Annotated in this window: 16 protein-coding genes; 11 read left to right on the top strand and 5 right to left on the bottom strand. The window is 65.9% G+C overall.

Going from position 1 to position 19,154, the window contains the following annotated elements; all coding sequences use genetic code 11:
• The first annotated feature begins 18 nt into the window (after positions 1–18).
• Entirely contained in the window at positions 19–1,485 is a 1,467-nt protein-coding gene (locus tag WT24_RS20645) for a flippase (RefSeq protein ID WP_059501137.1), read from the top strand.
• Positions 1,482–3,950: a glycosyltransferase family 4 protein gene (locus WT24_RS20640; protein ID WP_060035727.1), complete on the top strand. Its 2,469-nt coding sequence runs from the start codon at positions 1,482–1,484 to the stop codon at positions 3,948–3,950. The genes WT24_RS20645 and WT24_RS20640 overlap by 4 nt, the downstream gene beginning before the upstream one ends.
• A gap of 385 nt (positions 3,951–4,335) precedes the next feature.
• Here the strand turns inward: WT24_RS20640 and WT24_RS20635 are convergent, their stop codons facing one another.
• Positions 4,336–5,511, bottom strand: a complete 1,176-nt coding sequence (locus tag WT24_RS20635) for an acyltransferase (RefSeq protein ID WP_060035726.1) — start codon at positions 5,509–5,511, stop codon at positions 4,336–4,338.
• A 217-nt stretch (positions 5,512–5,728) separates the two neighbouring features.
• On the opposite strand from WT24_RS20635, the gene WT24_RS34975 reads away from it, so the two are divergent.
• Positions 5,729–5,872: a hypothetical protein gene (locus tag WT24_RS34975; protein ID WP_006479318.1), complete on the top strand. Its 144-nt coding sequence runs from the start codon at positions 5,729–5,731 to the stop codon at positions 5,870–5,872.
• Positions 5,873–6,102: 230 nt separating this feature from the next.
• Positions 6,103–6,990 (top strand): UTP--glucose-1-phosphate uridylyltransferase GalU, encoded by an 888-nt coding sequence (gene galU, locus WT24_RS20630; RefSeq protein WP_059501135.1) that lies wholly within the window; start codon positions 6,103–6,105, stop codon positions 6,988–6,990.
• Positions 6,991–7,364: 374 nt separating this feature from the next.
• Here the strand turns inward: galU and WT24_RS20625 are convergent, their stop codons facing one another.
• Positions 7,365–8,480, bottom strand: a complete 1,116-nt coding sequence (locus WT24_RS20625) for an acyltransferase (protein ID WP_060035725.1) — start codon at positions 8,478–8,480, stop codon at positions 7,365–7,367.
• Positions 8,481–8,737: 257 nt separating this feature from the next.
• Between WT24_RS20625 and WT24_RS20620 the strand changes: the two genes are divergently transcribed.
• The 3 genes from WT24_RS20620 (at position 8,738) to WT24_RS35425 (ending at position 9,783) form a co-directional block, all read left to right on the top strand.
• Entirely contained in the window at positions 8,738–9,187 is a 450-nt protein-coding gene (locus tag WT24_RS20620) for an HU family DNA-binding protein (RefSeq protein WP_006492882.1), read from the top strand.
• 270 nt (positions 9,188–9,457) lie between these two features.
• The gene (locus WT24_RS34970) at positions 9,458–9,649 is read left to right on the top strand and encodes a hypothetical protein (RefSeq protein WP_179949380.1); all 192 of its coding nucleotides are present in this window, start codon (positions 9,458–9,460) and stop codon (positions 9,647–9,649) included.
• Positions 9,649–9,783 (top strand): hypothetical protein, encoded by a 135-nt coding sequence (locus WT24_RS35425; RefSeq protein ID WP_257127267.1) that lies wholly within the window; start codon positions 9,649–9,651, stop codon positions 9,781–9,783. The genes WT24_RS34970 and WT24_RS35425 overlap by 1 nt, the downstream gene beginning before the upstream one ends.
• A 119-nt stretch (positions 9,784–9,902) precedes the next feature.
• On the opposite strand, the gene WT24_RS20610 is transcribed toward WT24_RS35425, so the two are convergent.
• From WT24_RS20610 to WT24_RS20600, 3 genes are all read right to left on the bottom strand, one after another.
• Complete coding sequence (locus tag WT24_RS20610) at positions 9,903–10,376, bottom strand: VOC family protein (protein ID WP_059792018.1); 474 nt, start codon at positions 10,374–10,376, stop codon at positions 9,903–9,905.
• 393 nt (positions 10,377–10,769) lie between these two features.
• Positions 10,770–11,927, bottom strand: coding sequence for a porin (locus WT24_RS20605; protein ID WP_060035723.1), 1,158 nt, complete (start codon positions 11,925–11,927; stop codon positions 10,770–10,772).
• A 417-nt stretch (positions 11,928–12,344) separates the two neighbouring features.
• Entirely contained in the window at positions 12,345–13,292 is a 948-nt protein-coding gene (locus tag WT24_RS20600) for a YihY/virulence factor BrkB family protein (RefSeq protein ID WP_060035804.1), read from the bottom strand.
• A 144-nt stretch (positions 13,293–13,436) separates the two neighbouring features.
• Between WT24_RS20600 and fdnG the strand changes: the two genes are divergently transcribed.
• The 4 genes from fdnG (at position 13,437) to fdhE (ending at position 19,099) form a co-directional block, all read left to right on the top strand.
• Positions 13,437–16,508 (top strand): formate dehydrogenase-N subunit alpha, encoded by a 3,072-nt coding sequence (fdnG, locus tag WT24_RS20590; protein ID WP_082742250.1) that lies wholly within the window; start codon positions 13,437–13,439, stop codon positions 16,506–16,508.
• A 9-nt stretch (positions 16,509–16,517) separates the two neighbouring features.
• Complete coding sequence (gene fdxH / locus WT24_RS20585; protein ID WP_027782651.1) at positions 16,518–17,432, top strand: formate dehydrogenase subunit beta; 915 nt, start codon at positions 16,518–16,520, stop codon at positions 17,430–17,432.
• Positions 17,429–18,055 carry a formate dehydrogenase subunit gamma gene (locus tag WT24_RS20580; protein WP_059501130.1) on the top strand — a complete coding sequence of 209 codons (627 nt, stop codon included), beginning with the start codon at positions 17,429–17,431 and terminating at the stop codon, positions 18,053–18,055. Before fdxH ends, WT24_RS20580 begins: the two co-directional genes overlap by 4 nt.
• Before the next feature lie 108 nt (positions 18,056–18,163).
• Positions 18,164–19,099 carry a formate dehydrogenase accessory protein FdhE gene (fdhE, locus tag WT24_RS20575; protein ID WP_179949379.1) on the top strand — a complete coding sequence of 312 codons (936 nt, stop codon included), beginning with the start codon at positions 18,164–18,166 and terminating at the stop codon, positions 19,097–19,099.
• Positions 19,100–19,154: the final 55 nt, after the last annotated feature.

Raw genomic sequence — 19,154 nt, 5'->3', positions numbered from 1 at the left:
GTCACACAAGGCACAAGCATGGACAAAGGCATACTCAAGAACGTTTCGATCAATTTCATCGGGCTGATCCTGCCGACCTTCGTGTCGCTGGTGACGGTGCCCGCCTATATCCATGCGCTCGGCGTCGAACGCTACGGCGTCGTCAGCCTCGTGTGGACGCTGATCGGCTATTTCGGGATCCTCGATCTCGGGATGAGCATGGCCGCACAGAACCACATCTCGAAGGCGCTCGCGAGCGGCAACGCCGACGAAAGCGCGCGGGTGTTCTGGAGCGCGTTCTGGCTGAATCTCGGCACCGGCATCGCGGGCGGGCTGCTGATCTACTTCGGCGCGTTCGTCTACACCGCGTATTTCACGAAGGTGTCGGCCGCGATGCAGCACGAGGTGTATCTGGCGCTGCCGTGGCTCGCGCTCGCGATTCCGCTCGCGAACGTGTCGTGGGTGTTCGCCGGCGCGATCAACGGCGCCGAACGGTTCGGCGTGTTCAACACGAACCAGACGATCGGCACGTTCCTGTTCCAGCTGCTGCCGCTCGGCGCCGCGTGGTGGATCGCGCCGAACCTGCAGACGGTGCTCGCCGCGGCCGTTGTCGCGCGGCTGATCGCCGCGGCGATGCTCGGTCACGCGAGCATCAAGGTGCTCGGGATCCGGCGCATCGACCCGCCGCAGTGGGGCACCGCGAAAGGGCTGTTCAACTTCGGCGGCTGGATGCTGATCGCGAGCATGACGAGCATGATCGCCGACACGCTCGATCGCGTGATGCTCGGCGCCGGCATGGGCGCGAAGTTCGTCACCTACTACACGGTGCCGCAGAACCTCGTCACGCGCCTGAACATGCTGCCGAACGCGCTGGTGCGCACGCTGTTCCCGCGCCTGTCGGCAGTCGGCCGCGATCATGCCGACACGCTCGCGCGCCAGTCGCTCGAATTCCTGAACGGCGTGTTCACGCCGGTCGGCATCGTCGCGATCTTCGCGCTCGCGCCGTTCCTCACGCTGTGGGTGGGCGCCGATCTCGCCGCGCATTCGGCGCCGGTGGGCCGCGTGCTGGTGATCAGCGTCTGGCTCGTCGGTCAGGCGAGCGTCACGCGCATCCTGATCCAGTCGCAGGTCAATCCGGCCCGCGCGGCATTCGCCGGGCTCGTCGAGATGCCGTTCTTCGTCGGCGGCCTGTGGCTCGGCATTCATCACTTCGGGCTGATCGGTGCGGCGGTGGTCGTCGCGGCGCGCGCGCTCGTCGATTACGGCGTGCTGCTGTACCTGTCGGCGATCCGGATGCGCGCGATCGTGCTCGACATGCTGGCCCATCTCGCCTTCCTGCTCGCCAGCCTGTTTCTGGCGCAGGCGTGGTCGGGGCTCGGCGAGTCGATCGGCATGTGCGCGGTCGTGCTGGTGCTGAACGTCGCGTGGTCGCTCACGATGACCCCGGGGCTGCGCGCGCTCGTGCGCGACCTGTTTGTCCGTCTCAATGCGAGGAAAACCATATGAATCGCGATCTGGCGGAACACGCCGTCCTGAATCTCGCCACGGCCGATGCCGCCGTGGCCCACGCGGGCGATGCCGCCGCGCTGCACCGCGCGGTGCCGGCCGAGCGCGCCGGCGCGCGGCAGCCGGCGCGCGCGCTGCGCGTGGCGATCGTCCACGACTGGCTCGTGACCTATGCGGGCGCCGAGCGCGTGCTCGAACAGATCGTCGCGTGCTTTCCCGACGCGGACCTGTTCAGCCTCGTCGATTTCCTCGACGACCGCGCGTTCGTGCGCGGCAAGCGGGTGACGACGTCGTTCATCCAGAAACTGCCGTTCGCACGCACCAAGTACCGCAGCTACCTGCCGCTGATGCCGCTCGCGATCGAGCAGCTCGACGTGTCCGAGTACGACCTCGTGATCTCGAGCAGCCACGCGGTCGCGAAGGGCGTGCTGACCGGGCCGGACCAGGTGCACATCAGCTACGTGCATTCGCCGATCCGCTATGCGTGGGACCTGCAGCATCAGTATCTGGAGCAGTCGAACCTCACGCACGGGCCGAAATCGCTGCTCGCGCGGATGATCCTGCACTACATCCGCAACTGGGATACGCGTACCGCGAACGCGGTGGACGGCTTCGTCGCGAACTCCGCGTTCATCGCCCGGCGCATCAAGAAGGTCTATCACCGCGACGCGGCGGTGATCTTCCCGCCGGTCGACGTCGACGCGTTCTCGCTGAACGCGGTGAAGGAGGATTTCTACCTGACCGCGTCGCGGATGGTGCCGTACAAGAAGATCGACCTGATCGTCGAGGCGTTTTCGCGCACGCCCGAGCGCAAGCTCGTCGTCATCGGCGACGGCCCCGAGATGCAGAAGATTCGTGCGAAGGCTGGCCCGAACGTCGAGATCATGGGCTACCAGCCGTTCGCGGTGCTGCATGACCGGATGCGGCGCGCGAAGGCGTTCGTGTTCGCGGCCGAGGAGGATTTCGGAATCTCGGTCGTCGAGGCGCAGGCGTGCGGCACGCCGGTCATCGCATACGGCAAGGGCGGTGCGCTCGAAACGGTGCTCGACCCGCAATCGAACCTGAATCCGACCGGTCTCTTCTTCGACGAACAGACGGCGCACGCGATCGTCGCGGCCGTCGACGACTTCGAGCGCGCACCGCAGCGCTTCACGCCGGCCGCCTGCCGCGCGAACGCGGAGCGGTTTTCCGCCGATACGTTCCGGCGGCGCTTCCTCGACTACGTGGAGCAAGCGCTGCCCGGCTCGACCGCGCAGCGCGGCACGGCCGCACCGATGCCGGCCGCACGCGGCCCGGCGACGCTCGTGCTCGATCAGAGCGGCGTGCTCGGCGGCGCCGAGCTGTCGCTGCTCGAGATCATGAAGCACATGCGCGCGAACGCCGACGTGCTGCTGTTCGACGACGGCCCGTTCCGCGCGGCGCTCGACGAGATCGGCGCGCGCGTCGACGTGGTCGAGCAGGGCGCGCTCGCGGGCGTACGCAAGCAGGGCGGCGTGTCGTTCGGCGCGCTGAAGCAGCTCGTGCGGCTGGTCCGCGACGTCGCCCGGCGCGCGCGCCGCGCCGAGGTGATCTACGCGAACACGCAACGCGCGATGGTGGTCGCCGCGCTCGCCGGGCGGCTCGCGCGCAAGCCGGTGGTCTGGCACCTGCGCGACATCGTCAGCACCGACCATTTCGGCGGCAAGCAGCTACAGGCGATCAAGTACTGCGCGCGGCTCGGCGTCACGCGCGTGATCGCGAACTCCGACGCCTCCGCGCAGGCGTTCCGCGCGCTGACGGGCTTCACGCCGCAGCACGTCGACGTCGTGTTCAACGGCATTTCGGCCGAACCGTTCGATGCGCTGAAAGGCGTGAGCCAGGCCGCGCTGCGCGCGCGCCTCGGGTTGCCCGCGGACGCTTGGCTGGTCGGCTCGTTCAGCCGTCTCGCGCGCTGGAAGGGGCAGCACGTGCTGCTGGAGGCCGCCGAGCGGCATCCCGACATGCATGTGGTGCTGGTCGGCGCGCCGCTGTTCGGCGAGGACGAGTATGCGGCGCAACTGCACGAATACGTCGCGCAGCACGGGATGGACGAACGCGTGCATTTCCTCGGGTTCCAGCGCGACGTGGCCGCATGCATGACGGCGGTCGACGTCGTCGCGCACACGTCGATCACGCCGGAGCCGTTCGGGCGCGTGATCGTCGAGGGGATGCTCGCGCGGCGGCCGGTCGTCGCGGCCCGCGCGGGCGGCGTCGTCGAGATCATCGAGGACGGCGACAACGGGCTGCTCTGCGAGCCGGGCAACGCGGCCGCGCTGGCCGATGCGCTGGCGGCGCTCAAGCGCGACGGCGCGCTGCGCGAGCGGCTCGTCGCGAGCGGGCGTGCGACCGCGGTGCGCCGGTTCGGCACCGAAACCTACGTGGAGCGGGTCGAGAAGATCCTCGCGGATACCGCCAAGGCGGCCAAGGCCGCGAACGCGAAGAAGTAGCGGTCGGTGCGAGCCGGCGGGAAACGGGCCCCCATGCGGCGTTGCGCTGCGCGGGGGCTTTGCTTTTCGGCGGGCGACGCGTGCGGTTGCGGCGGAGAGGCGGGTTTGCGCCCCCGGGGCCGAGTCGGGCGCGGGCGTGGCCGGTCGTCATTCTGGAACGGAACCGGGCCGTCGGGAACGTGGGGCGATCAGGCGCTGCCGCCGCAGCCATGGATATCGCCAGGGAGCCGCCCACGCGGGCCGTAGCGCGGTCGGACGGACCAGGCAGCCCGGTTCCTCTCGACCTGGCCCGCAACCGCGTGACGGCCATGAAAGAGCCCCCGCGCGGCGAGATACCGCGCGGGGGCTCCGGACCGGACGGGGCGACCGAGCTGGCCGCCTCGGGTCAGGCGGCCTGTTCGGGCGACGACGCGACGACGCGGGCCGCGCGGGTCGGCTTGAAGCTGGCCGACCACATCATCGCCGGCCGTTCGAACATCCGGTAGAACAGGTACGCCACTGGAATCGCGACGGCCATGAACGCGAACGACGGCCAGATCGACAGTTGCAGTTCGGAGTGGAACAGCACCGAGCCGAGGCAGACGAACAGCGGCAGGTGGACCAGGTACAGCGAGTAGCTGAAGTCGCCGAACCAGCTGAGCACGCGCAGCGGCGGCGTCGGGCGCGGCGGGCGGGCGAGCGCGCGATACAGGAAGCACGCGAAGCCGGCCGACCACAGCTGGAACGCGCCGTACTGGCCGAAGTGGAATGCGCCGCAGCCGGCGGCCAGTAGCACGGCGGCCGCGACGTACCACGCGCGCGACGGCACGACGGCCGTGCCGCGAGACTGCTGCGCGCGCACGTCCGCGATCCATGCACCGATCGTCCAGGACAGCCAGTACGACGTGAAGAACTGCAGGTCGTGCCGTTCGAGCAGCCAGGCCGACGCGACGTTGACGAGCGCGACCGCGGCCACGACGGCCGGCATGCCGATGCGCCGGCGCAGCGCGAACAGCAGCGGGTAGATCGCGTAGAACTGCACTTCCAGCGACAGCGTCCACAACGCGCCGTTCGACCCGTACGTGTAGCCGGCGACGCCCTGCAGCGAGAACAGGTTCACGAGGAACGCGACGAGGCCGACGTCGCGGATCTTGTGGCTGACGGGCTCGATCTGCAGGCTGACCGCGTCGAGCGCGAGCGTGAACAGCAGCGCGGCGAGCAGCACCGGATAGATGCGCGCGAAGCGGCGCACCCAGAAGTTCGGCGCGTCGAGCCGGTACGCGGGGTTGGCCGCGAGCTTGAGTGCCGCATTGCGGTGGATGCAGTAGCCGCTGATCACGAAGAAGATCGGGACGCCGGCGGAGCCCCACGCAAACGGAAAGGTCAGGTAGCCGGCGATCGCGCCCGGGCTCAGTGCATGACCGTAAGCATGATGGAAGCTCTGCATGCCGACCCAGACGACCTGGCGGCAGTGGAAATAGGCGACGAGCAGCGCCGCGAAGCCGCGCATCGCGTCGATCACGTGTTCCTTGTGATCGGCGACGGGCGGCGCGGCCAGAGACGATCCGCTGAAAGCTTGCATGCGATTCGATTCCTTGCGACGGATGGACGGGAAGTTTCATCCAATCGTAATGCGCAAGAATTCGGTCAATGAATAAAAAAATCTCGCCCGGAAATTCCGGTATTTCGCATCATGGGTTTATTCAGGGATGAAGGAGGGCCGTCGAGGAGCTCCAATTATTTGCCGATTTTTTTCTGATAGTTTGAAGCTCCGGTTGATTGATGCAAGGAGCGGCAAGATGGACATGCATTGGATCGCGAGCGCTGCAGTACTGCTGGTCATGGCCGTGCTGTCGGCGTACCGCGAGGCGCTGAAGAACGAACCGATCCGCCCTGGCCTTGAGCGGGGCGGCGTGCCCTATATCGAGGAGTTCGAATCGTAAGAATTTGTATCCGGGAAATCGGTAATTTGTTTCTGCTTCGGCAATCGGTTCGGCAATATCGACCGAACTGAAACGATTATATTTTTTCCGAAATAATTGGGCGATCAGTCCATATCGAAAATGAGCGGAGTGGAATTGGCAGTACCGTCGATTCTCGATATGCCGTTCGGAACACAATCGCGCCGGGTCGCGGGTCGACGCGGCGCAGTCAACGCTATCAGGATGCGAACATGTTGAAAGTCACCAAGGCCGTGTTCCCCGTTGCCGGTCTCGGCACGCGGTTCCTCCCGGCAACGAAGGCGAGCCCGAAGGAAATGTTGCCCGTCGTCGACAAGCCGCTGATCCAGTACGCGGTCGAGGAAGCGATCAACGCCGGTATCACCGAGATGATCTTCGTGACCGGGCGCAGCAAGCGCGCGATCGAGGATCACTTCGACAAGTCGTACGAGATCGAGGCCGAACTCGAGGCGCGCGGCAAGGAAAAGCTGCTCGAACTCGTGCGCGGCATCAAGCCGAGCCACGTCAACTGCTTCTACGTGCGCCAGCCGGAAGCGCTCGGTCTCGGCCACGCGGTGCAATGCGCGGAGAAGCTCGTGCACGGCGAGCCGTTCGCGGTGATCCTCGCCGACGACCTGCTGCATGGCGAACAGCCGGTGCTCAAGCAGCTCGTCGACGTGTTCGACCACTATCACAGCTCGGTGATCGGGGTCGAGACGATCCCGCGCGAGGACAGCCGCTCGTACGGCGTCGTCGAAGGCCGGGAGTGGGAAGAGGACATCATCAAGCTGTCGGGCATCATCGAGAAGCCGGCGCCCGAGGATGCACCGTCGAATCTCGGCGTGGTCGGCCGCTACGTGTTCATGCCGACGATCTTCGATCACCTGCGCAAGCTCAAGCCGGGTGCAGGCGGCGAACTGCAGCTCACCGACGCCATCCAGTCGCTGCTCGCGAACGAGCAGGTGCTCGCGTATCGCTACTACGGCACGCGTTTCGACTGCGGCAGCAAGATCGGCTATCTGAAGGCTACCGTCGAGCTCGCGCTCCAGCATCCGGAAGTGAGCCGCGAATTCGAGGCGTACCTGCGTACCTGTTTGCCCGCGCTGGCTGCCGTCGCTTAAGCGGCCGCGCGCTCCGTCGTTTCAGGTGGTGGTTGTTCCGTTGGCCCCGGCCGCTCGCGCGCCGGGGCTTTTTTGTTTTTGCGGGCGCACGAGCCTGGTGCGCGACGTCTGCATGCGGTGCCGGGAATGTGCGGAGGGCGGCGTCGCGCGACGCGCGAAGTGTGTCGATGACGCGGGACGTCGCGCGTGAAACCGGTGCCGAAGTATTCGCCGCGTGACCGGATCGGCGGATAGGTTGCGCGGTATGCACGACGCTCGCGCGGGTGGCGCCCGACGACGCAACATCGGCTGCGATGCCATCGGCCGTCGGGCTTCGTTGCCGGTATCGCGGCGTTGCGATCCGGCGTCCGCCGAGTGCCGCGTTCGTGTGCCGCTCAACGCGGCGACGCGCTCGGCTGCGCGGCGAAGTGCCGGGCCAGCATCGCGGCGATGGGTTTCTTGAAGTCGAGCAGCCGCTTTTCGAGATAGCGCCAGGACAGGTGCGCGAGCAGCACGGCGAGCGCGAATTGCAGCATTTCCGGCAGCGCGTCGCGGACGATGTCCGGTATCGGCACGTGCGCGAACGACGCGGGCAGCACGCCGAAGCGCGCCGGAATCAGGTTGTGGAACAGGTAGAAGCCGTAGCTGATCGTGCCGAGATAGGCGAGCGGCGCCCAGTCGAGCAGCGCGACGACGGGATGCTCGGGCTCGCTGACGATCCACAGCATCAGCGCGCCGAGCGACACGGACAGGCCGAGATCCGCGAGCCCCGCGACCGCATCGGGCAACGCCGTGCAGGCGGGCAGCACGAGGAAGAACGCGACGCCGGCCGCGCCGAGCCAGGCGGGCGGCACGCGGCGCGTGGCGTCGGCGCGATCGGCGAGCGCCATCGCGCCGACGCCGCCGAGCGCGATCAACGCGAAATTCCACGGGGAAAACGCGTAGATCAGCACCGGCGACGCGTCCGACAGGTAGAGCGCGAGATGCGCGAGCGCGCACAGCGCGACGGCCGCGACGCCGAGCGCGACGTGTCGCGCGGCGGGCAGCGCGAGCAGCGCGAGCGGGGCGATCAGATAGAACTGCTGTTCAACGGCGAGGCTCCAGAAGTGCGACGTGGAGCCCGGCCAACCGTCCTTGACGACGCCGATCCAGTAATTCGACAGGAACGCCGCGTGCCACGCGAGCCCGAGGTTGACGCCGCGCTGGTAGAACAGCGCGTGCGCGATCGCGAGCGCCGCGAGCAGCAGGTAATACACGGGAAAGATCCGTAGCGCGCGCTTCGCCAGGAACAGCGCCAGCGCGTGGCGACGCGTCATGGTGCCGCGCTCGACCGCCTGGCGGTTGCGATGCAGCTCGCCGACGATCAGGAATCCGCTGATGAGGAAAAACGTCCACACGCCAAGCTTGCCGACGTCGACGGCAAGGACATGGCCCTTGTGGGACAGGAAAACGAGGATGACGGCGAGGGCTCGCAGGCCGTCGAGTCCTTTGACGTATCTGACTTCGCGCATGGAGGCATCCGGGCATTGAGCGAGCCCAGTATAGGTGCGCAAATATCGAACGTAATTCGCGTTCGGACGTATACGTGAAGGCGTTTTTTCACGCTCGAGCGTCGACGAAGTCGGTCGCGCGCAACAAAACCTGCGGGAAACCCCGTGAAAACGCATAAAAGTACTGCACGAAGCGTCAAGGCGCTTGTAGAATCCGGCGTTGAAGCGCGCGCGTTGCACGCTTCGTGTATCCAACGACCACACCTGGTAGGAGAAACATGGCGACTTCCGCAAAAAAGGTGGCCAAGAAGGCTGCCGCACCGGCCACCAAGAAAGTGGCTGCCAAAAAGGCTGCGCCCGCGAAGAAAGTAGTGGCCAAGAAGGCTGTCGCGAAGGCAGCACCGGCTGCTCCGACGCCGCTGAAGGACAAGTTCACGAAGGCATCGCTCGCAACGCACATCGCTGAGCGCGCAGCTGTCGAAGTGAAGGCGGTCAAGGCAGTGCTCGCCGCACTCGAGAACGTCGTGCTGGGCTCGGTTCACAAGAAGGGCGCAGGCGAGTTCACGCTGCCGGGTCTGCTGAAGATCACGGCACAAGTCGTGCCGGCGAAGAAGAAGCGCTTCGGCAAGGATCCGTTCACGGGCGAAGAGCGTTGGTTCCCGGCGAAGCCGGCCAGCGTGCGCGTGAAGGCACGTGCGCTGAAGAAGCTGAAGGACGCGGCAGCGTAATGCCGCGCAACGACTGCCGAATGCAAGTCGGCAGCCGTTGCGATGTCCCGCGATCCCCGTACGCGACAGCGTGCGGGGATTTTTATTGCGCCGCGCAAATCGCGCGGCAGCGAACGGCCGGCGTGGCAATGACGGGCGGCCCGACGCACGATGGGCCGATCGTATGCCGCACATTCGCATCCATATGCGCATCGCCGGGCGACGACCTTCTTGCGCGCGAGGCGCTGTTTCGTCGCGTTCCGTAGCGAGCGCGTCGCCAGGTTCGCCATCGTGACGGACCTCTTCCTTTACGACATCGCCGGCCGGGTCGCCGCCGCGCGCGCCGCGATCGAACGGCAGCCCGGTGCGATGCCGCAAGCGATCCACCCGTTCGGATCGACGCTCGACGGCGGCCTGAAATTGCGCGGCGACATCGATTTGCTGGCGACGGTCGCGGTGCGCCCGGACGAAGCGGCGCGCTGATGTCGGACCTGCTCGGCGCGTCGGCGTTGCCCGGTCGAGACGGTGTGCGTGCGCTGGAGATCACCGTCATCGCGCTCGGCGACGTGGTGCCGTGGCGTCATCGGGCGCGACGCGAACTGCAGTTAGGCGACTAGCTGCGCCGCGATCTGGAAGCCCGGCATCGTCGAGCCGCTGGTGGTCGATCACGATCGCCATCCTGCTGACGAAGGCGCGACAGCACGCGGCGTCACGCGAGCGCCGGCCGCCCCTGTCGTCAGCCCGCCGTGCCCGCAAAGGCGGCCTTCAGCGCGGCGTCGTCGAACTTGGTCATCTGCATCATCGCGGCGGCCACGCGCCCCGCCTTGACCGTGTCGCGGTCGGCCATCATCGGGATGAGCGCTTCCGGAACGATCTGCCACGACACGCCATAACGATCCCTCAGCCAGCCGCAGCCGTCGGCCGTGCCGCCGTTGTCGAGCAGGGCGCTCCAGTAGCGGTCGAGTTCCGCCTGGTCCGCGCAACTGACGAGCAGCGAGATCGCGTGGTTGAACGCCTCCGTGCTCGGGTGGCTCATCGCGAAGAATGGCTGCCCGAACAGCTCGAATTCGACCATCCGCGTGCCGTCGGTGCCGGGTACGGCCGTGACGCGCACGATGCGCGAGTCCGGAAAGATGCCGGCATAGAAGGCCGCTGCTTCTTCGGCTTGCGTCGAATACCAGAGAAAAGGCGTGATTTTCTGAATCGTCATGACGAGTCTCCTGTCTGTATGGGGCCGGGGCAAACCGTGTGCCGCCATCGATACGACGGACGACGCCCGCCGGAATCGACGCGCGGCGCGCACAAATTTCGCATCGGTCGAGCCGGGCGACGCCGGCTATGCGGATGGTAGTCGCTCAACCGAGAAACGGCGACCTCTCCTGACATCGGAAACGGTGTTGCGGATGCATTGCAGCCGCCAGGCGCCGCTGCCGGCGCGCCGACCTATGTCGGGCCTCGCCTTTGGCGCGGAGGTCCTGCGGGCGGTGTCGGCCGCGCCTGCAGGAGACGGACGAAAAAAAGCCAGCCGCGGCCGAAACCGGGGCTGGCTTTCCAGGTCGGCGACAAGGCGTCGGAGACGCCATGCACGCCGGATACTTCGTTTTTAGAACTTGTGACGCAGGCCGAGTGCGACGATTTCCTGCGAGCTCTTGCCGGCGATGCCGTACGAGCCGATCGACGCTTGCGCATCGCTGCCATCGGCGTTGTGGCCGCTTGCGTGCTGGTACGCGCCAACCAGGTAGATGTCCGTACGCTTCGACAGCGAGTAGTCCGCGCCGAGCGAAACCTGATGGTACTTGGCGTTGTTGTCGCCGCTACCCTTCGTGTAGATGTAGCCGAGGCCCAGCAGCAGCGGTGCCGATGCTTGATACGTGACGAACCCGCGACCGGTGTTGTACTTCTGGTTCGTGCCGAACGTCGAGGCGCCGTCAGCCTTGTACTGGGCGTTGCTGTAGCCGGCACCGACCGTCACCGGGCCGAACGCGTACTGGGCGGCCACTTGCGCGATGCCGATCGACGTCGACGACGTGAACGCGTTGTTGATGAAGCTGCTGCCCGGGCTGTCGAAGATCTCGTCCGACGTGCCTGCCCAGCCGGTGCGCTTGCCAGCCGTGAGCGCCGATGCGTTGTTCGCGTGGAAGTAACCTGCAGCCACGCCCAGCGGGCCGTTGTTGTAGGCTGCAGCTGCCGCCCACGTCTGACCCTTGCCCGTCGAGCCTGCGACGCCGCCGAGAGCGTACATGCCTTCGAACTGGAGGCCGGCGAACACCGGCGACGTGTACTTGATCGCGTTGCTGACGCGCAGGCTGTTGTCGTTGTTGTCGACGTCGCCCGGCGTGGCGAACACGCTGCCGAAGTAGTTGTCAGCCGTGACTGCCTGAACCAGGTCGACGAGCGGGTCGTACTGGCGACCCAGCGTCAGCGTACCGTACTGGTCGCTTTGCAGACCGACGAAAGCCTGGCGACCGAACATGCGCTGGCCTTGGCCCAGTGCACCCGATGCCGAGTTGAAGCCGTTTTCCAACTGGAAGATCGCCTTCAGGCCGCCACCGAGGTCTTCCGAACCCTTCAGGCCGAAGCGGCTGCCTTGCAGGTTGCCGCTACCCATCGACCACGAATTGTTACCTTGACCATCGTTGCCGTGAACATAGGTGATCGACGTGTCGATCACGCCGTACAGCGTCACGCTCGACTGAGCTTGAGCAGCGCCGGCCGCGCCCAGCAGGGCGAGCGAGAGGGTCGAGAGAGCAAGTTTCTTCATCGTTGAGTTTCTCCACGCAAGTGATTCATCGTTATTTGTTGCGGATTGGAGAATAGCTCAGTGCCATACACGCAAGAAAGCTTAAAAAATAAAGTGTCTCGAAAAGGTAACAGCGGGAAAAAGTCCATATATATCAAGCACATCAACGACTGTTCCTGTTTATGAAACAGTTGACAATTGCTGCGCCGCGATTGTTTCAGTAGTTGACGCACATGTCGGCAGACCCCCCGTTTCGGCCCGTTACAGCAGGAAAACGAGGGTGTGCAAACGTTTGCCGTTGCAGGTGCGTGCGCGTCGATGTGTCGAGATGGCGCCGACGCTGCATGAATGCGCGGCGAATGCCGGGATGGCAAAGGCGCGAGCGCGTGTGCGGGGCGCGCGAGACCGACGCACGGCCGTTTTCAGAGGGCGGGCAAATCAGTCGTCGCGCGGGCGATGCTCGGCTTGACCGGCTTGATGGGCGGCTTGAGCGGACGCGGCCGGCGCCGCAGGCTCGGCCGGCCGATGCGCGTCGCCGCGGGCTGCCGCGAATTCCGCGCCGAGCAGCAGCACGATCGCGGAGAAGTACAGCCACATCAGCAGGACCGCGAACGAACCGGCCGCGCCGAACGCACTCGCGGTGCCCGCATGCGCGAGATACAGCGCGAACAGCTTCTTGCCGCCGGAGAACAGGATCGCCGACACGATGCCGCCGATCGCGGCGTCGCGCCACGCGACGCGCGCATCGGGCAGGAATTTCATCAACGAAGCGAACGCGGCCGCGAGCACCGCGATGCCGACGAAGAACTGCACGAAGTTCGTGACGACCACGTACGGCGAATTGCCCAGCAGCCAGGTGCCGATGAAGGTGATCGCGGTGTCGAGCACGAGCGACACGATCAGCAGGAACGCGACGCCGAGCACGAGCCCGAACGAGATCAGCCGCACCCGCACCAGCCCGAGCATGCTCGACCAGCGGCTTTCGGTGGCCGGCCAGATCACGCTGAGCGCCGCGCTGAGCGACGCGAACGTGGCCGACGCGCCGATCGCGAGCGCGGCGAACGAGATCAGCGTGGCGAGGCCGCCGCGCTCGCCCGCGCGGTGCGCGTTCTGCACGATCGTCTGGATACTGGCCGCCGCGTCGTCGCCGATCAACTGGTGCGCCTGTTCGAACACCTGGCCGCGCGCGGCGTCGTCGCCGTAGAACCAGCCGGCCACCGCGATCACCATCACGAGGGTCGGCGCGAGCGAGAACGCGGAGAAAAACGCGATGCCCGCGGCCATCGCGGAGCAGCGGTCGGACGAGAAGCGCTTGAACGCGGTGAGGGCCCAGTTGGCCTGCTGCTGGGCGAGACGGGTGGCTTCGGAAGTGATCTGTCGTTTCATGACGGGTCGGTTGCGCGCGGAACGCGGATCATCGCAGAGTTGGTCGGACAAATCGGTATTGATCCGAGGATTCGATCATAGTTGCCTGAACTGTCTATAATTCCTTTCAGTTTCACCCCACCCCACAATAACGCCGAGACCGCCATGCTACAAATGTCCCGGCGCCAGTTCCTGAAGGTGACGGCCACGTCGCTTGCCGGATCGAGTCTTGCCCTGATGGGCTTTTCTCCGTCCGAAGCGCTGGCCGAGGTCCGACAGTACAAACTGGCGCGCACAGTCGAAACGCGCAACACCTGTCCTTACTGCTCAGTGGGTTGCGGCATCCTGATGTACAGCCTCGGCGACGGGGCGAAGAATGCGCAGCCGAGCATCATCCACATCGAAGGCGATCCCGACCACCCCGTCAATCGCGGCACGCTGTGCCCGAAGGGCGCGAGCCTGATCGACTTCATCCACAGCCCGAACCGCCTCACGCATCCCGAGTATCGGGCGCCCGGCTCGGACAAGTGGGAACCCATCTCGTGGAACGACGCGCTCGACCGCATCGCGAAGCTGATGAAGGCCGACCGCGACGCGAACTTCGTCGAGACGGCCGAAGACGGCGCGAAGGTCAACCGCTGGCTCACGACCGGCATGCTGGCCGCGTCGGCGGGCAGCAACGAGGTCGGCTACCTGACGCACAAGACCATCCGCAGTCTCGGGATGCTCGCATTCGACAATCAGGCGCGTGTCTGACATGGCCCGACGGTGGCAGGTCTTGCCCCGACGTTTGGCCGTGGAGCGATGACGAACCATTGGGTCGACATCAAGAACGCGGACGTGATTCTCGTGATGGGCGGCAATGCAGCCGAGGCCCATCCGTGCGGTTTCAAGTGGGTAACGGAGGCGAAGGCGCACCGCAAGGCGCGGCTGATCGTCGTCGACCCGCGCTTCACGCGTACGGCCTCGGTGGCCGATTACTACGCGCCGATCCGCACCGGCACCGACATCGTCTTCCTGGGCGGCGTCATCAATTATCTGCTGACGAACGACAAAATCCAGCATGAGTACGTGAAGAACTACACGGACTTCACGTTCATCGTGCGCGAGGATTTCGCGTTCAACGACGGCATCTATTCCGGCTACGACGCGGAGAAGCACGCGTACCCGGACAAATCGAGCTGGGATTACGAGCGTGGCGACGACGGTTTCGTGAAGGTCGACCCGACGCTGCAGCATCCGCGCTGCGTCTACAACCTGCTGAAGCAGCACTACGCGCGCTATACGCCGGACATGGTCCAGCAGACGTGCGGCACGCCGAAGGACAAGTTCCTGAAGGTGTGCGAGATGCTCGCGACCACGGCCGTTCCCGGCCGCGCCGGCACGGTGCTGTACGCGCTCGGCTGGACCCACCACTCGATCGGCGCGCAGATCATCCGCACCGGCGCGATGGTGCAGCTGCTGCTCGGCAACATCGGCATCGCCGGCGGCGGGATGAACGCGCTGCGCGGCCACTCGAACATCCAGGGGCTGACCGACCTCGGGCTGATGTCGAACCTGCTGCCGGGCTACATGACGCTGCCGATGCAGGCCGAGCAGGACTTCGACGCGTACATCAAGAAGCGCGTGCAGCTGCCGCTGCGGCCCAACCAGTTGAGCTACTGGAAGAACTACAAGGCATTCCACGTCAGCTTCATGAAGGCGTGGTGGGGCGACGCGGCCACCGCCGAGAACAACTGGGCCTACGACTACCTGCCGAAGCTGGACAAGCAGTACGACCTGCTGCAGGCGATCGAGCTGATGAATGCCGGCAAGATGAACGGCTACATCTGCCAGGGCTTCAATCCGCTCGCGGCGGCGCCGTCGAAGGTGAAGACGGCGGCAGGTCTCGCGAAGCTGAAGTGGCTCGTGATCATGGATCCGCTCGCGACCGAGACGTCCGAGTTCTGGAAACCTCACGGCGACTACAACGACGTCGATGCGTCGAAGATCCAGACCGAGGTGTTCCGCCTGCCGACCACCTGCTTCGCGGAGGAAGATGGCTCGCTCGTGAGTTCGAGCCGCGTGCTGCAGTGGCACTGGAAGGGCGCCGAGCCGCCGGGCGAAGCGAAGAGCGACCTCGAGATCATGTCGGGGCTGTTCCTGCGCATGCGCAAGATGTACCAGAAGGACGGCGGCAAGTACCCGGACCCGATCGTGAACCTGACCTGGCCGTACGCGAACCCGGAAAGCCCGACGCCGGAGGAGCTGGCGATGGAGTTCAACGGGAAAGCGCTCGCCGATCTGCCCGATCCGAAGGATCCGGCGAAGACGCTCGTGAAGAAGGGCGAGCAGCTCGCCGCGTTCGCGCAACTGAAGGACGACGGCACGACCGCGAGCGGCTGCTGGATCTTCTGCGGCGCGTGGACGCAGGCCGGCAACCAGATGGGGCGCCGCGACAACTCCGACCCGACCGGCATCGGTCAGACGCTGAACTGGGCGTGGGCATGGCCGGCGAACCGGCGGATTCTGTACAACCGCGCATCGTGCGACGTCGCCGGCAAGCCGTTCGACCCGACCCGCAAGCTGATCGGCTGGAACGGCAGCGCGTGGAAGGGCGTCGACGTGCCGGACTTCAAGGTCGACGAACCGCCCGAAAACGGGATGGGGCCGTTCATCATGAACCCGGAAGGCGTCGCGCGCTTCTTCGCCCGCGCGGGGATGAACGAAGGTCCGTTCCCCGAGCACTACGAGCCGTTCGAGACGCCGCTCGCCGCGAACCCGCTGCACCCGGGCAACCCGCTGGCGCTGAACAACCCGGCCGCCCGCGTGTTCCCGGACGACCGGGCATCGTTCGGCAAGGTGTCCGAGTTCCCGCACGTCGCGACGACGTACCGGCTGACCGAGCATTTCCACTACTGGACCAAGCATGCGCGGCTGAACTCGATCATCCAGCCCGAGCAATTCGTCGAGATCGGCGAAGACCTCGCGAAGGAAGTCGGCGTCGCGCATGGCGAGCGCGTGAAGGTGTCGTCCAAGCGCGGCTACATCGTCGCGGTCGCTCTCGTCACGAAGCGGATCAAGCCGCTGACGATCGACGGCAGGAAGGTCCAGACGGTCGGCGTCCCGTTGCACTGGGGCTTCAAGGGCCTGACGAAGCCCGGCTATCTCGCCAATACCCTGACTCCGTCCGTGGGCGACGGCAACTCCTATACACCGGAATTCAAGTCGTTCCTGGTGAAGGTCGAAAAGGCGTAAGGGGGAGAGATGGCATTGCAATCGCTGGATATCAAGCGGGTTTCGGCCACCACGACGCCACCGCCCACGGTGCGCGAACCGGTGACCGGGAGCGTCGCGAAGCTGATCGACGTATCGAAGTGCATCGGCTGCAAGGCATGCCAGACGGCGTGCATGGAGTGGAACGACCTGCGCGACGAAGTCGGCACCAACGTCGGCGTGTACGACAACCCGGCCGACCTGACCGAGCATTCGTGGACGGTCATGCGGTTCTCCGAATACGAGAACCCGGCGGGCGACCTCGAGTGGCTGATCCGCAAGGACGGCTGCATGCACTGCGAGGATCCGGGCTGTCTGAAGGCGTGTCCGTCGCCGGGCGCGATCGTGCAGTACAACAACGGGATCGTCGATTTCCACGAGGAGAACTGCATCGGTTGCGGCTACTGCGTGACCGGTTGCCCGTTCAACGTGCCGCGGATCTCGAAGAAGGATCATCGCGCGTACAAGTGCACGCTCTGTTCCGACCGCGTCGCGGTCGGCCAGGAACCGGCCTGCGTGAAGACCTGCCCGACGGGCGCGATCGTGTTCGGCACCAAGGAGGACATGAAGCAGCACGCGGCCGAGCGCATCGAGGACCTGAAGGAGCGCGGCTTCGAGCATGCGGGGCTGTACGACCCGCAGGGCGTCGGCGGCACGCACGTGATGTACGTGCTGCACCACGCGGACAAACCGTCGCTGTATCACGGATTGCCCGACAATCCGTCGATCAGCCCGATGGTGAAGCTGTGGAAAGGCATCGCGAAACCGCTCGCGGTCGCCGGCCTCGCGCTGACCGCGCTGGCCGGATTCTTCCACTACGTCCGCGTCGGTCCGAACGAGGTGAGCGACGAAGAGGAATCGGCCGCGCGCGACGAAGCGCGACGCATCAAGGAGGACGCGAAATGAACCACGACGACCCCAACCTGATCGTCCGCTACACGCCGAACGAGCGCACGAACCACTGGATCACCGCGATCACGTTCGTGCTGCTCGCGTTGTCCGGGCTCGCGCTGTTCCATCCGTCGATGTTCTGGCTCACCGCGCTGTTCGGCGGCGGTCAGTGGACGCGGATCCTGCATCCGTTCGTCGGCCTCGTGATGTTCGTGTCGTTCGCGATCCTCGTCGTGCGCTTCTGGCACCACAATGCGCTCGACGCGGACGACCGGCAGTGGCTGAAGCAGATCGGCGACGTGCTGACCAACCAGGAAGACAAGCTGCCGCCGGTCGGGCGCTATAACGCCGGGCAGAAGCTGCTATTCTTCACGCTGGTGGCGTGCCTGCTGCTGCTCCTGCTGTCGGGAGTCGTGATCTGGCGGCGCTATTTCTCGTTCTACTTCCCGATCGGGATCATTCGCGCGGCCGCTGTCGTGCATGCCGTGGCGGCCTTCGTGCTGATCGCGAGCATCATCGTGCACATTTACGCGGCGTTGTGGGTGAAGGGTTCGATCGGCGCGATGGTGCGGGGCACCGTCACGCTGGGCTGGGCCCGCAAGCATCACCCGAAGTGGTTCCGTGAAAGCGTGAAGTAACGCAGCGGAGCGGGGCGGTACGCCGATTGCGGCGTATCGTTCCGCCAACCGCCGGAATCGCCCGAAAGCGCCGATTCGTCGGCGCTTCGTTTTTTGGAAGACATTTTCGTGACACAACGCATTCTGGAGCCGACCGAGATCTCGGCACTCGATCATTCGGCCATTCCGCGCTTTCGCCTGCCGGAGCGTGCGACCGCGTTCGCGGCGCGCGCCGCGCGGCTGCGCAAGCTTGCCGACCTGAACCCGATCAGCGGCTATCTGCGGCTGATGGCCACCGTCGCCGACGCGCAGCACGCGACGCTGCAGACGCTGGAGCTGCCGCTGCCGTCGAAGGAAGCGATCGCACGCGCGCAGGAACATTCGATGCCGCTCGTGCCGGCGCTCGACGGCCAGCGCGATTCGCGGTGGCGCGCCGTGCTGTATGAACTGCTCGATCGCGTCGAAAGCGCCGGGCTCGTCAATCCGCAGCTCGCGAAGCTGCTCGACCGGCTGCGCCTGACGGCGCCCGCCGAACTCGACGCGCAGGCCGATGCGATCCTCGCGCTGCGCTTCGCGGAGGTCGATCCGGCCACCGCGCCGTTCCTGATGGCCGCGCTGCAGGTCGCGTGGACCGATCTCGCGAGCCGCGTGACGCCGGCCGATGTCCCGTATCTCGACCAGCCGGGGCTGTGCCCGGTGTGCGGCACGCATCCGGTCGCGAGCGTCGTTCGGGTCGGCGGCCAGTACCAGGGCTACCGTTTCCTGCAGTGCGGGCTGTGCACGACCGAGTGGCACATGGTGCGCACCAAGTGCTCGCACTGCGATTCGACGAAGGGCATCGCGTATCACGGGATCGAAGGCGGCAGCGAAGCCATCAAGGCCGAATCGTGCGACGAGTGCAAGACCTATCGCAAGATCGGCTATCAGGAGAAGGACTACGAGTTCGAGCCGCTGGCGGACGATCTCGCAAGCCTCACGCTCGACCTGCTGATGAACGAGGCCGGCTACCAGCGCAGTTCGCCGAACCCGCTGCTGTGGCCCGACGTCTCGCGCGAGGCGGACTGACGGCACGGGGCCGTGGCGGCGCGCGAGCGCCGGCCCCGGCCGACTGCGGAGCATG

This window comes from Burkholderia sp. MSMB1078WGS, assembly GCF_001528895.1.
Lineage (GTDB): Bacteria > Pseudomonadota > Gammaproteobacteria > Burkholderiales > Burkholderiaceae > Burkholderia.
Note: the sequence above shows the minus strand (reverse complement) of the source record. Positions and strands in the feature narration are given on the sequence as shown.

What these genes read in the sequence shown, in the direction of transcription:
- galU (WP_059501135.1), top strand. Translation starts at nt 6,103, where the DNA reads ATGTTGAAAGTCACCAAGGCCGTGTTCCCCGTTGCCGGTCTCGGCACG.
- fdxH (WP_027782651.1), top strand. Translation starts at nt 16,518, where the DNA reads ATGGCATTGCAATCGCTGGATATCAAGCGGGTTTCGGCCACCACGACG.
- WT24_RS20640 (WP_060035727.1), top strand. Translation starts at nt 1,482, where the DNA reads ATGAATCGCGATCTGGCGGAACACGCCGTCCTGAATCTCGCCACGGCC.
- WT24_RS20635 (WP_060035726.1), bottom strand. Translation starts at nt 5,511, where the DNA reads ATGCAAGCTTTCAGCGGATCGTCTCTGGCCGCGCCGCCCGTCGCCGAT.
- WT24_RS20605 (WP_060035723.1), bottom strand. Translation starts at nt 11,927, where the DNA reads ATGAAGAAACTTGCTCTCTCGACCCTCTCGCTCGCCCTGCTGGGCGCG.
- WT24_RS20580 (WP_059501130.1), top strand. Translation starts at nt 17,429, where the DNA reads ATGAACCACGACGACCCCAACCTGATCGTCCGCTACACGCCGAACGAG.
- WT24_RS20620 (WP_006492882.1), top strand. Translation starts at nt 8,738, where the DNA reads ATGGCGACTTCCGCAAAAAAGGTGGCCAAGAAGGCTGCCGCACCGGCC.
- WT24_RS20600 (WP_060035804.1), bottom strand. Translation starts at nt 13,292, where the DNA reads ATGAAACGACAGATCACTTCCGAAGCCACCCGTCTCGCCCAGCAGCAG.
- WT24_RS34975 (WP_006479318.1), top strand. Translation starts at nt 5,729, where the DNA reads ATGGACATGCATTGGATCGCGAGCGCTGCAGTACTGCTGGTCATGGCC.
- WT24_RS20610 (WP_059792018.1), bottom strand. Translation starts at nt 10,376, where the DNA reads ATGACGATTCAGAAAATCACGCCTTTTCTCTGGTATTCGACGCAAGCC.
- WT24_RS20645 (WP_059501137.1), top strand. Translation starts at nt 19, where the DNA reads ATGGACAAAGGCATACTCAAGAACGTTTCGATCAATTTCATCGGGCTG.
- WT24_RS35425 (WP_257127267.1), top strand. Translation starts at nt 9,649, where the DNA reads ATGTCGGACCTGCTCGGCGCGTCGGCGTTGCCCGGTCGAGACGGTGTG.
- WT24_RS20625 (WP_060035725.1), bottom strand. Translation starts at nt 8,480, where the DNA reads ATGCGCGAAGTCAGATACGTCAAAGGACTCGACGGCCTGCGAGCCCTC.